Origin of the sequence: Qipengyuania proteolytica, assembly GCF_019711565.1 — a bacterium.
Lineage (GTDB): Bacteria > Pseudomonadota > Alphaproteobacteria > Sphingomonadales > Sphingomonadaceae > Qipengyuania > Qipengyuania proteolytica.
On the sequence record NZ_JAIGNN010000001.1, the window covers coordinates 287,341 to 299,532 of the forward strand.

14 protein-coding genes are annotated in these 12,192 nt (G+C 66.5%); 7 read left to right on the forward strand and 7 right to left on the reverse strand.

The genetic code is table 11. The features are described from left to right. Window positions 1-5 precede the first annotated feature (5 nt). Window positions 6-836 (reverse strand): hypothetical protein, encoded by an 831-nt coding sequence (locus K3172_RS01355; protein WP_247717895.1) that lies wholly within the window; start codon window positions 834-836, stop codon window positions 6-8. Window positions 837-1,203: 367 nt separating this feature from the next. On the opposite strand from K3172_RS01355, the gene K3172_RS01360 reads away from it, so the two are divergent. The 6 genes from K3172_RS01360 to K3172_RS01385 all read left to right on the forward strand — a co-directional run bounded on the left by K3172_RS01360 (window position 1,204) and on the right by K3172_RS01385 (window position 4,975). After that, a complete protein-coding gene (locus K3172_RS01360) occupies window positions 1,204-1,872 on the forward strand; it encodes a TonB family protein (protein WP_221586684.1) in 669 nt (222 codons plus the stop codon). A 51-nt stretch (window positions 1,873-1,923) separates the two neighbouring features. Then, complete coding sequence (locus tag K3172_RS01365) at window positions 1,924-2,709, forward strand: MotA/TolQ/ExbB proton channel family protein (protein WP_221586685.1); 786 nt, start codon at window positions 1,924-1,926, stop codon at window positions 2,707-2,709. Between the two features lie 79 nt (window positions 2,710-2,788). Then, entirely contained in the window at window positions 2,789-3,319 is a 531-nt protein-coding gene (locus K3172_RS01370) for an ExbD/TolR family protein (RefSeq protein WP_221586686.1), read from the forward strand. A gap of 38 nt (window positions 3,320-3,357) precedes the next feature. Continuing rightward, window positions 3,358-3,795, forward strand: a complete 438-nt coding sequence (locus K3172_RS01375) for an ExbD/TolR family protein (protein ID WP_221586687.1) — start codon at window positions 3,358-3,360, stop codon at window positions 3,793-3,795. Window positions 3,796-3,975: 180 nt separating this feature from the next. Then, window positions 3,976-4,404 carry an ExbD/TolR family protein gene (locus K3172_RS01380; RefSeq protein ID WP_247717896.1) on the forward strand — a complete coding sequence of 143 codons (429 nt, stop codon included), beginning with the start codon at window positions 3,976-3,978 and terminating at the stop codon, window positions 4,402-4,404. Continuing rightward, the gene (locus tag K3172_RS01385) at window positions 4,394-4,975 is read left to right on the forward strand and encodes an ExbD/TolR family protein (protein WP_221586688.1); all 582 of its coding nucleotides are present in this window, start codon (window positions 4,394-4,396) and stop codon (window positions 4,973-4,975) included. Before K3172_RS01380 ends, K3172_RS01385 begins: the two co-directional genes overlap by 11 nt. Here K3172_RS01385 and K3172_RS01390 read toward each other — a convergent pair. From K3172_RS01390 to K3172_RS01415, 6 genes are all read right to left on the reverse strand, one after another. Beyond that, window positions 4,964-7,435 carry a ligase-associated DNA damage response DEXH box helicase gene (locus K3172_RS01390; RefSeq protein ID WP_221588923.1) on the reverse strand — a complete coding sequence of 824 codons (2,472 nt, stop codon included), beginning with the start codon at window positions 7,433-7,435 and terminating at the stop codon, window positions 4,964-4,966. The genes K3172_RS01385 and K3172_RS01390 overlap by 12 nt on opposite strands. 36 nt (window positions 7,436-7,471) lie before the next feature. Continuing rightward, window positions 7,472-7,783 carry a hypothetical protein gene (locus tag K3172_RS01395; protein WP_221586689.1) on the reverse strand — a complete coding sequence of 104 codons (312 nt, stop codon included), beginning with the start codon at window positions 7,781-7,783 and terminating at the stop codon, window positions 7,472-7,474. Window positions 7,784-7,819: 36 nt separating this feature from the next. Next, window positions 7,820-8,479, reverse strand: a complete 660-nt coding sequence (locus K3172_RS01400; RefSeq protein WP_221586690.1) for a hypothetical protein — start codon at window positions 8,477-8,479, stop codon at window positions 7,820-7,822. A 185-nt stretch (window positions 8,480-8,664) separates the two neighbouring features. Continuing rightward, window positions 8,665-10,071 (reverse strand): phosphoglucomutase/phosphomannomutase PgmG, encoded by a 1,407-nt coding sequence (gene pgmG, locus K3172_RS01405; protein ID WP_221586691.1) that lies wholly within the window; start codon window positions 10,069-10,071, stop codon window positions 8,665-8,667. Continuing rightward, window positions 10,068-10,370, reverse strand: coding sequence for a J domain-containing protein (locus K3172_RS01410; RefSeq protein ID WP_221586692.1), 303 nt, complete (start codon window positions 10,368-10,370; stop codon window positions 10,068-10,070). Before K3172_RS01410 ends, pgmG begins: the two co-directional genes overlap by 4 nt. Then, window positions 10,367-11,179, reverse strand: coding sequence for a division plane positioning ATPase MipZ (locus K3172_RS01415; protein ID WP_221586693.1), 813 nt, complete (start codon window positions 11,177-11,179; stop codon window positions 10,367-10,369). The genes K3172_RS01410 and K3172_RS01415 overlap by 4 nt, the downstream gene beginning before the upstream one ends. 226 nt (window positions 11,180-11,405) lie before the next feature. Here K3172_RS01415 and K3172_RS01420 point away from each other — a divergent pair, with 226 nt between their 5' ends. Beyond that, complete coding sequence (locus K3172_RS01420) at window positions 11,406-12,179, forward strand: CsgG/HfaB family protein (RefSeq protein ID WP_221586694.1); 774 nt, start codon at window positions 11,406-11,408, stop codon at window positions 12,177-12,179. Window positions 12,180-12,192: the final 13 nt, after the last annotated feature.

The following is a 12,192-nucleotide window of genomic DNA, read 5'->3' on the forward strand; positions in this document are numbered from 1 at the left end:
GCTTCCTAGCCGCGCGTCCGCGGACACGCGCCCAGCGCCCCGATCACCAGCGCATAGTCTTCGGCTGCCAGCCGGCGCGCCTGCGGGTCGCGCGAGAGGTTGGCTTGTGTTGGCAGCGTCGCGGGGAGGAAACACGCGAGGCGGTACCATTCCAGCGAGTCGCGCCGCGGCGGGCGCGCCGCCTGGTCGACGATCTCGGTCCACGACACGCCCCAGCGCGGCGCCTGGTTGGGACGGCGGACCACGGTCACCGACACCGGCCCGTCGTTCTCGGTATCGAGGAACAGCTGCGTTTCCGATTCGCCGGTGAGCGTGCCCTCCACCGCCAGCGCATCGCGCACGCCGGTCACGCGCGGCGGCGCGTCGGGCGCGACGAGCGACGCCAGCACCGAGCGCAGGCTGGCGGCAAACGCCTCGGAATAGGCGAACTGGGCATCGGGCTCGACCAGCTGGATCTGGCCCGGCCGGCCGGGGACCGGTCGCGCGAACAGGATGACGTCCTGCTTCTTGAGCTTGGGCGCCTTGCCTTTCGCATCGAGCGGGAGGTCGACCAGATAGCGCAGCGATTCGCCCATCGGGACGTCGCCGGCGATCAGCGCGGTCGTGCGGGCCTCGACATAGAGGCGGACCCTGCCCGGAGCGAGGCCCGGCGAGCGTTCCGGCTCCACCGTGGCCTGGTCGCGGATCTCGGCGCGGACGACTAGCGGCGCCTGGTCCGCAAGGTCGACGATGTCGGCATAGGTCATCGCGGGCGCGGCTGTTTCCTGCGCCATCGCCGCCGGCCCACCGACGAGCGTGGCAGCCATGGCGAGCGGGAGCAGGGCAGTGCGGATCATGTCAAATTCCAATGCAGGGTATGGTTGCGGGTGCGCGATTCGCTCTACGAACCTTACGGCATGCGGGTTCCCTGCGGGACATCGGCGCAAGGCACTGAATCCGCGGTTAACCGACAAATGGTTTGCGGAGTGCGGGCATCGTAGCTAAGGGTCGAGCGGGCCCGGGCGATGATACAATGTTGCTTGGGGGAGAGGTCTTGGGGTTTCTTTCGGGAACTTCGGGTCTTCTGCATCGGTTGCTACCCCATGGGTCGCGCCGATGTTCTGAATTCAATACGAGGCAGCGGGTCGCATGTGTATCGCACATCCCGTTAAGCCTCTCGATCCCGGCCCCCAGCCGGGACGACCGATGGAGTGAAGCGACCGAATGGCATATGCTGACCAACAGATGAGCGGCAATCGCATTGTCGCGATCATCATTGTTGCCCTCATCCATATCGCTCTCGGTTACGCTCTCATCACCGGCCTCGCATACAATGCGGTGCAGAAGGTGGTTGAGCGTGTGACCACGATCGATATCGAGGAGCCGCCGCCGCCGGAACCGGAGGACGAACCTCCGCCGCCGCCGGAACCCGACAACGCGCCGCCGCCGCCGGTGGCACCGCCGCCGCCGATCAGCATCGCGCCGGCGCCGCCGCCGATCCGCACGCAGACGACGATCCCGCCGCCGGCACCGCCCGCGATCCGGATCCCGGCACCGGCACCGCCCGCGCCGCCGCCGGCGCCTCCCGCGGTGAACAAGGCGCGTGGCGCCTCGCCGAAGGGCCAGGCCGGCTGGGCACGCCGCATCCAGTCGAACTATCCCCGCAAGGCGGAGCGTGAAGGCACCGAAGGCAATGTGGGCGTGACCGTGACGGTCGGGGCCGACGGCCGCGTGGCAAGCTGCTCGGTCAGCAGTTCGAGCGGATCGAGCGATCTCGACGCCGCGGCCTGCGACGGCATGACCCGTTACGCACGGTTCGACCCGGCGCTCGATACGGCAGGCAACCCGATCACGGACACCTACCGCACCACGATCGTCTACCAGCTCAACTAGGCTTTTCCCGCCGGCACGGCGGACCCCAACTACTCAAGAGGACTACTCGCTATGACCTTTGAACTCCTTGCTGCCGCTGCCGATGCGGCCCCGCAGAACTCCTTCGGTTTCATGGAAGCCATGGAACAGGGCGGCATCATCGCCTGGTCGATCCTGACCGTGCTGGTGATCATGTCGGTCGGTTCGTTCTACATCCTGTTCACCAAGCTGCTCGAACAGCGCAAGGTGATGAGCCAGTATGCGAACGTCCGTAACAACTTCTGGAAGGCGAACTCGCTGCGCGAAGGCGCCACCAAGCTCGACAAGAACAGCGCCTGGCGCCAGCTCGTCGACGATGCGCTCGTTGCCGAAGACCAGCACGCCAAGATGACCGACCAGCTCGAAGCGCACGACTGGATGCACGGCTCGCTCGCGCGTTCGGAAGACGCGATCAACTCGAAGCTCGCGAGCGGCCTGCCGTTCCTCGCGACCGTCGGTGCGACCGCTCCGTTCGTCGGCCTGCTCGGAACGGTTATCGGTATCTACCGCGCCCTGATCAACATCGGCATCGCCGGTTCGGCCTCGATCGACAAGGTCGCGGGTCCGGTCGGTGAAGCGCTGATCATGACCGCCATCGGCCTGCTCGTCGCCGTGCCGGCGGTGTTCGCCTACAACTGGCTGCAGGGCCGCAACAAGAAGATCGCCGAGATGCTCAACGGTTTCTCGACCGACCTTCTGGCCAACATCAGCTCGAACGGCGCCGTGAAGCCGGTCGTCACGACCGCACCGGCCCGCACCGCTCCGGCGGCCAAGCCGGCAACGACCGCGCCGGGCGCCAGCGCTGCGATCAAGAAGTAAGCGATGTCCTGGGGGGCGGCCGGTCCGTCCCCCTTGCATCCCCGCTTCGAACCCAGAATTGAACGATAGGATTTAAGCCATGGCGATTTCGACAGGAGGAGGCGGCGACACGCCGATGTCGGACATCAACACCACGCCGCTTGTGGACGTGATGCTGGTGCTTCTGATCATCTTCCTCATCGCGGTCCCGGTCGCGATCCAGACGATCGAGAAGCTCCAGATCCCGGTTTTCGAATCGGTAGAATCGAAGGACAAGGTCGAGAATCTGCTTCTGACCGTGAGCACCACCGACGCCGCCGGCCGCAGTGCGGGCGAACCCGGCTTCGAAGGTGCGTCCCGCAACGGCGAATGCCGCGTCTATTTCAACAACATCTCGCCCGTCTCCTCGACCGAACTGTACGACCAGGCTTTCGAACGTCTCGATGCCATCGTCCAGCGCGCCGGCGGGCCGGAAGCGATCATGGAAGATCCGGAGAAGATCCCGCAGGTTCACATCCGCGGCGACGTGAACGCTCCGTGGTCCTGTGTCGCAGGCGCGATCTACAACGTCCAGGCGGCCGGCTACCCGACCGTCGGCTTCATCTCGAACCCGGTCGACCCCAACGGTTGATCGCGCGGTTCGGCAGAGAAGATTAGGAGTACACCACTATGGCAATGTCAGGCGGCAAGGATGATGGCGCGCCGATGATGGAAATGAACATGACGCCGTTGATCGACGTCCTGCTCGTGCTCCTCATCATGTTCATCATCACGATCCCGGTGGCGACCCATTCGGTCGACATCGACCTGCCCGCGCCCAGCCCGACCCCGCCCGACGTGATCGTCGAGCCGGAGAAGAACAAGCTGATCCTGACCTCGGGCGACCAGATCCTGTGGAACGGCAATGCGATCGACCAGGGCCAGCTGCGCACGCTGCTCGACCAGTCGACGCAGATGGCAGTCGAACCCGAACTGCAGTTCGAGCCCGAGGCGCAGGCCAGCTACGATCTCGCAGCCAAGGTGCTGCAGATCATCAAGGCCAGCGGCGTGACCAAGTTCGGCTTCGTCGGCAACGAGCGCTACCGGACCTTCGGCGGCGCCGGCTGATCAGGCGGGCCAATCGATACACGAGAAGGGGGCGGAGCGATCCGCCCCCTTTTTTGTGTCTTCATTCCGTATCGAGAGCTTGGTCGCGACGCTGTTGAAGAGATGAACCGAACGAATCTTCGAGGATTGCAACAGCCTCTCTGTGATGTTATGCTATCTCATTCACCGTGGGAGAGCGCCATGCCGTACACCTATCGCGCCAAGCCGGTCGCCATGCGGCCCATGTCGGAAATGAACATCACGCCGCTGATCGACGTGCTGCTCGTGCTGCTGATCATGTTCATCATGGTCATCCCGATCGCCACGCACGCGCTGCTCGTCCCCCTTCCCAATGGGCCGGGCGATTTCGAGACCCGCGCCATCAACACCGTCCGCATCGATTACGCCGACCGGCTCTACTGGAACGGCAACGAACTCGATCGCCAGCAGCTGCTGAACCAGCTTGCCGATGCGGCAGCCATGGCCGAGCAGCCGGTGATCCGCTTCGAACCCGACGCGCTGGCAAGCTACGACCGCTCGGCCAAGACCATCACGCTGATCAAGGATTCGGGCGTCGAGAAATTCGCCTTCGTCGGCAATGAGCGCTACCGGGCCTTTGGTGCCGAATAGATCGAATCTCTGGGCCCGCACCCGTCAGCGCACCCCGTTCAATCATGGCGAGCCCATTCGTCGCCCCGACAGCCTGCCGATCCTCCTTTTCATCCTCGTCCTGATCGCGACCATGCTGGCGATGGCGGGGCGCGCTAGCCATGCCCTCGTCATCGACCTGCCCGCTCCGAATCTCGAACCCGAGACGGCCCTGGGCCTCGTGATAGATCGCGTGGCGATCGATGCCGGCGACCGGATTACCTGGAATGGCGTGTCGGTAACGCCGGGCGAGCTCGAACGCATTGCAAGGGATGTCAGCTACTACCCCGGCGTTCGGCGGCTAGAATTCACCCCGGCGGGCGAGGCGTCTTACCAGACCGCGTTCGCGGTCCTCGGTATTCTCTGGCGCGCCGGACTGACGCGCGAAGGTTTCTGCTTCGGCGATCTCGCGCGGCACCGGACATGGGGTGGAACGCGCCGGGGCAGCTCCGGGCGCGAACTTCTGCCCCCCTGCCTATTCAACATGGGTCCCCACCCGATGCCGGTCAGTACCGAACGCGTCCCTCGCCGCGGTTTCTGGTCAATTCCCTAGCGCGTCGATTTCGTCCACCCGCATCGCTGCGCCCGCGAGGCTCTCCGCCTCCAAGAGCAGCTCGTCGTCGACCGAGCCCTGCGGCGTCGCCTCGCGGCCGATCATCACCATCACCGGCACCGCCAGCGGGCTCACCCGGTCGAGTTCCACATGGACCAGCTGTTCGGCCGAGCGGTCGAGCAGATCGCCCAGCCGCCCGACGTCGGTCATCCGCGTCCGCGCATCGGCCCAGGCGGCCTCCAGCAGCACATGGTCGGGCTCGTACTTGCGCAGCACGTCGTAGATCAGGTCGGTCGAGAAGGTCACCTGCTTGCCCGTCTTGCGCTTGCCCGGGTGCTGGCGCTCGACCAGCCCGCCGATCACCGCCACTTCGCGAAAGGCACGCCGCAGCAGGTGCGAATTCTGCACCCATTCGATGAACTCATCCTGCAGGATATCGGGCGAGAGCAGCGGGGCGGGATCGGTGACGGGTTTCAACCCCCATACGGCCAGCGAGTAGTCGTTGGCGACGAACCCGCCCGGCATCAGCCCGCGATCTTCCATCCGCCGCGTGATCAGCATGCCGAGGCTCTGGTTCGCGTTCCAGCCTTCGAAGGTGTAATAGACGCTGTAATGCCGCTTGGCGTGCGGGAAGCTTTCGACCAGCAGCTGGCCCGGCCCCGGCATTTGCGACCGCCAGTCCTGCACCTCCAGCCATTCGCGCACATCGTCGGGAAAGCGCGCCCAGCCCGCGCGGTCGACCAGCATTTCTCGCACGCGTTCGGCGAGATGGGTGGTCAGCGGCATGCGCTGCCCGCCATAGCTCGGGATCATGGCATTGGACTTGGCGGCCTTCACCAGCACTTCCATGTCCTGCAGCTTGACCACCTCGAGGCTCATGCCGGCAAAGGCGAAGGTGTCCCCCGGGCTGAGCGAGGCGGCGAACCGCTCCTCCACCTTGCCGAGGCTACGCCCGCCCCGCCCACGCCCGGAATTGATCCGCACCTCCAGCATCTCGCTGTCGATGATGATGCCGGCGTTCATCCGGTGTCGCGCCGCCTGCTCGGGATGGGTCAGCCGCCACACGCCCTCCTTGTCGCGCACGATGCGCCTGAACTTGTCATAGGCCTTGAGCGCGTAGCCGCCGGTGGCGACGAAGGTGAGCACGCGCTCCCACACCGCTGCGTCGACCCAGGCATAGGCGAGGCTCGAGCGGATTTCGGCGAGCAGCGCATCCTCCTGGAACGGCGCGGCGCAGGCGCAGGCCATGACATGCTGGGCGAGCACATCGAGCCCGCCGGGGCGGAAGTCCTCGCCATCGCGCTGGCCCTCGTCCACCGCCTCGCGCGCGGCGGTCGCCTCGAGGAATTCGAAGCGGTTGCCGGGCACCAGCAGCGCCCGGCTCGGCTGGTCGAGCCTATGGTTGGCGCGTCCGATACGCTGGAGCAGGCGCGAGGAGCCCTTGGGCGCCCCCATTTGGACGACGAGGTCGATGTCGCCCCAGTCGACGCCGAGGTCGAGGCTGGCTGTCGCCACCAGCGCGCGCAGCTCGCCGCGTGCCATCGCGCCTTCCACCTTGCGCCGCGCTTCCTTCGAGAGCGAGCCGTGGTGGACCCCGATCGGCAGTTTGTCCTCGTTCACGTCCCACAGGTTCTGGAAGATGTATTCGGCAAGGAAGCGCGTGTTGGTGAAGATCAGCGTCGTGCGGTTGGCGCGGATCTGCTCGTAGAGCTGCGGGATCGCCCAGGTCGCGGCATGCCCGCCCCAGGGCACGCGTTCTTCGTCCGGGAGGAGGATTTCGACCTCGGCCGGCGCGCCCTCCTCGCCCTCGACCAGCTCGACCGTGTCGATATCGCCCCAGGGCGCGAGCCATTCGCGAAACTTCTCGGGCTCGGCCACCGTGGCAGAGAGCGCCGCGCGCTGCATGGTGGGGGCGATGGCTTGCAGGCGCGCCAGCGCGAGCGCGAGCAGGTCGCCGCGCTTGCCGGTGGCGAAGGCGTGGACCTCGTCGATAACGATCCGCTTGAGGCCCGCGAACAGCTCCAGACTGTCGGGATAGCTGAGCAGGAGGGAAAGGCTCTCGGGCGTGGTCAGCAGCACATGCGGCGGCCTAGTGCGCTGGCGCTTCTTGCGATCGGACGGGGTGTCCCCGCTGCGGGTCTCGATCCGGATCGGGAGGCCCATCTCCTCGACCGGCGTCAGGAGGTTGCGCTGCACGTCATGCGCCAGCGCTTTCAATGGCGAAACATAGAGCGTGTGCAGCCCCTCCGGCGGCGCGGCACCGCCCAGGCCGGAGGGCGTGAAATCGGCCAGCGTCGGCAGGAACCCGGCGAGCGTCTTGCCCGCCCCGGTATCGGCGACCAGCAGTGCATGCCGCCCCGCATCGCTCGCAGCGAGCATTTCTGCCTGGTGCCGCCGCACGCGCCAGCCGCGCCCGGCGAACCAGTCGGCGATTTCGGGGGGGATACGGGCGGCGTCCATAGTCATGACAGCGCCACGTCCGCCGCTCCGTTCCCGCTAGAGCGCGGCAAGATCCGGCGTGGGCACGGACTCGGGATTGTCGAGAGCCGCTTCGACCAGGGCGATGAAGACGGCGCAACGGTTCGGATCGGCCTCGTCGGCAAGAGCGGAGCGGAGGTCCGGATCGTCGAGGCCGGTCCCGGCCCGGGCTTGTCCGACCAGCGAAGCGGGCAGGACCGAGGGCCGCGGCGCACCCTCCCCATAATCGAGCCGACCGCTCTCCAGCAGCCGCCGCGCGAGCGCCTGCTCGCGCCCGGCGATCTCGCCCGGCACGAAGGGGACGCCGTCGAAGAAGCTGCGCCCCGTCACCTCGCGGCATTCGCCCTGCGCCTGCGCGGATCGCAGCTATTCGAGATAGATTTCGGTGATCTCCAGCACATCCTCGCGCGGGCTCAATCGCCGCGCATTGAGGATCGCTGGCCGCAGATATTCCTGCGCCGTTGCGAGCTCGTCCGGCTCGGTGAAGATAGCCCGCGCCAGTGAAGGGTTGAGCGTGGCGACCCGGCTGGCCGACATTCCGTCTCCGAAGAGCTCCTCTGCCAGATTATCGTACTGCCCGATGTTATCCGGGCGCAGCCGCTCCGGGCCGGTCGTTACGCTTTCGGCTCCTTGCGGCTGACGGTTCGTTTGCTCGCGATCCGGGCCATCGGTGCAGAAGGCCAGCGCCAGCAGGAAGGTGAGCAACCACCAGATGCCGTATTTTTCCAGATTGTAGCGCTGCACGAACGGCGTCGGCTGCGCGTCCAGCACGATCTCGCTATTGTCGTGCCGCGCTGCTTCCGCCTCGTAGAGGGGATCGACATATGCGGGGCTCGGCTCCGCGCGAGGGCCGACGACAAGCTGCACCTGCGGCTCCGGTTCCGGTTCCGGTTCCGGTTCGGGTTCGGGTTCGGGTTCGGGTTCGGGTTCGGGTTCGGGTTCGGGTTCGGGTTCGGTAGGGGGCTCCCCCGGCCGCGCTACCTCGTCAAACCCGGCCCCGCCGGAGCGGGCGGCTTCCCGGAGCAATTCCGAGGCAAGAAACAGCGCCTTCTCCCGCGCCGCGGTGAGATCGGCGAAAGCCGAGATCGAGCCGCCGGTGCTCAGCGTCGCGCGCTGCGCCTCATAGGCCGCGCGGATCGCATCCTTGTCGTGGGTTGCGGCAATGCCCAGCGCCGACCAAGGCCAGGCCGCCGGGGCTGGATCGCTACTGCTCAGTGCCCGACACTCTCGCCGCGTTCGAGGCCGCTCAGCGCCAGCTGCTGGTCGATCTGCGCCATCAGGCGGGCGAGCCCTTCCTCGCTCTCGCTTTCGGCGCGGGCGACGAGGACGTCCTGCGTGTTGGATGCGCGCAGCAGCCACCAGCCGTCGGCATTGGTCACGCGCACGCCGTCGGTGCCATTGACCTCGTCAGGACTGTCCTTGAGCCGCTCCTTCACTTCCTCGATCGCGGCGAACTTGCGGCTTTCGTCGACCTGGAAGCGCATCTCGGGCGTGTTGATCATGTCCGGCATGGCGCCGCGCAATTCGGTGACCGACTTGCCGAGCCGCGCCGAGGCGGCAATCAGTCGGATGCCGGCATAAAGCGCGTCGTCGAAACCGTAATATTCGTCGGCGAAGAACACGTGGCCGCTCATCTCGCCAGCCAGCGGCGAACCCGTTTCCTTCATTTTGGACTTAATCAGCGAGTGGCCGGTCTTCCACATAAGCGGCTCCCCGCCGCAGGCCGCGACATGATCGTAGAGCGCCCGGCTGGCCTTCACATCGGCGATGATCACCGGCGTATCGGAGCGGCGCGCGAGCAGATCCTCGGCATAGATCATCAGCAGCTGGTCGCCCCAGATCACCCGCCCCTCGCCGTCGATCGCGCCGATCCGGTCACCGTCGCCGTCGAAAGCGACACCGAAATCGAGCGACTTGGCCGCGACAAGCGCGCGCAGGTCCTCGAGATTGGCCTCGACAGTGGGATCAGGGTGATGGTTGGGAAAGTTTCCGTCGACTTCGGTGTAGAGCAAATGGTGTTCGCCGGGCAGCTGCGCGACCAGCCGCTCGAGCGCGGGGCCGGCTGCGCCATTGCCCGCGTCCCAGCCGACGCGCATCGCAGCGAGCGTGCCGGCATCGATCCCGTCGAGGGCGGAGAGCATCTTGGCGAGATAAGCGTCCATCACGTCGCGCGTTTCGACGCTACCCATACCGTCCGCCCATTCGCCGGCAGCCGAGCGACGGCCCAGTTCCTGGATGTCCGACCCGAAGAAGGGACGCCCCTGGAATACCATCTTGAAGCCGTTGTAATTGGCGGGGTTATGGCTGCCGGTTATCTGGATGCCGCCGTCGATCTCCTCTTCCGAGGCCTCGGCATAATATAGCATCGGCGTCGGGCCCATGCCCACGCGCACCGCATCGCAGCCCGCCGCGGTCAGCCCTTCGACCAGCGCATGTTCGAGCATGGGCGAGGACACCCGCCCGTCATAGCCCACCGCCACGCGCCTGCCGCCCGCCTCGGCCAGCATCGAGCCGAAGGTGCGGCCGATCGCGCGCGCATCGTCCGGGCCGAGGGTTTCGCCGATGATCCCGCGAATGTCGTATTCGCGCAGGACGGTGGGGTCGAACGTGTGGCTCATTGGGGGTTCTCCGGATTCTCGTAAGGCAACGCGTCGAGCAGCAGGTCGCGCGCCGCATTCAGTTCCTGCATCCCGGCGTTGGTGCCGCCCCTGTCGGGGTGGATCATGGCGGTCATCCGCCGATGGGCGTCGCGGATTTCCTTCGCATCCGCCCGGGCGCTGACGCCCAGCAGCTTGCGCGCCTTGAAGATCGCCTGCGAGCGGGTGTCGGGCGCACGCAGGTACTCCCACGGCCACTTGCCGAAGATCCAGCGACACGCGACCGAGACCAGCAGCGCGATGGCGATCAGGCGGATCATGCGGCGTCCCCTCCGGCACTGGCGGCGCTGACCGACCCGGGCAGCCGCAGATTGGCGATCAGTTCGCGCAGCTCCTGCCGCGCGACCAGGTGGCTCGTGCCCAGATCGCCGAGGTGCCCCTTGTCGAGCAGCGTGAGGCCGGACGGGAACAGCTCGCGATAAATCACACGCTCCGACAGACCCTTAGCGACGCGGAAGCCGACGCGCTTGGACATTTCCGTCAAGGCCTGTTCGATGCGGGCCATGTTGCGCGCTTCCGTGTGGCCGGTGCGGTTGCGCACGACCACCCAGTCCATCTGGCGGCGGCTGCCGTCGATGCTGGCGCGGCTGCGCTTGAGGCGGGCCTCCCAGATCAGTTCGGCATAGAAGGAGAGTTTCTTGACCTTGAAGCTTTCGCCTTCGACCTGGCCGATCAGGTCGAAATCGACGAAGCTGTCGTTCATCGGCGTGACCAGCGTATCGGAAGTGGTCGCAGCATGGCGGGCGAGCGGATCGTCGCGGCCCGGCGTGTCGATCACGACGAAATCGGCACCCTTGGAATGCTCCGCGACGAAAGCCTCGAACGCGCTCTCGTCCATCCCTTCCGCCACGTGGCATTCGGCCGTCGGCAATTCGATGTGGCGCCGCGCCATGGTCTCGGCCCGGTTCTCGAAATAGCGGCACATCGTGCGCTGGCGGTGGTCGAGGTCGAAGGCGACGACATTCGCCCCGCGAAAGGCGAGCGCGACCGCGACATGGACGGCGGTGGTAGATTTGCCCGTACCGCCCTTTTCATTGGCGAGAACGATACGATGGGGCGCGGAAGACATGGAACTGCGGGATCCTGCTGGGAAGTGTTGCCCCAGTCCCTATCCAACCGGCGAACGGGCCGCAACGCGTGCGGCCCCGGCAGGCGAACTAATCCGCAGCCATGGCGCAGGTTTACAAGAATGCGACGCAACATATGTTACAAGGCGCAATCCGGGTCGCATCCCGTGGCTGCCAACGGCAAGAACCGGGCGCCTCAGACATGGATGATGAGGGGGAACTCCGATCATGAAGAATTTGGTATGTGGCGCGCTGGCGGTAGCGGTCTCGTTCGCGATGGCGGCCGAACCGGTGATGGCGCAGGGTCGCTCGTCCGGCCGCAAGGAGCAGGACCGGGCCACGATGGAAATCCCGCGCTGCACCCGCAACCTCGGCACGGTGGCGATCGTTGAGCCGGACAACCAGTGGTGGCGTGAATTCAATCTCGGCAGTCCCGAAGCGATCCTGCGCGTGTTCGTGCAGAAATCGGGCTGCTTCACGCTGGTTAATCGCGGCCGCTCGATGCAGAGCCGCGCCATGGAGCGCGCGCTGGCCGATCAGGGCGAGCTGCAGGAAGGCTCGAACCTCGGCAAGGGGCAGGTCAAGGCGGCGGATTACTTCCTCCAGCCCGACATCGTCAGCGCGAACTCGAACTCGGGCGGCGGGGGCGGCCTCCTCGGCGGGGTCGTCGGCGGGCTGTTCGGCCGGACGGCTGGCGCCCTCGCGGGCGGCATCTCGGTGAAGAAGGGCGAGGCCAATGTGACGCTGTCGATCGTCAACGCGCGCACGACGGTGGAGGAAGCGCTGGTCGAAGGCTATTTCCGCAAGAAGGATCTCGGCTGGGCCGCGGGCGGCGGGCTGTTCGGCGGGGGCGGCGGGGCTGCCGGCGGCTTCGGCAGCTACGAGAACACGGCGATCGGCCAGATCATCGTGCTGGCCTATCTCAACGCCTATAGCGACCTCGTCTACCAGCTCGGCGGGCTGCCCGGGGACGCTTCGGCGGCAGCGCCCGAAGCGCAGTAGCGCGGCGAAGTCC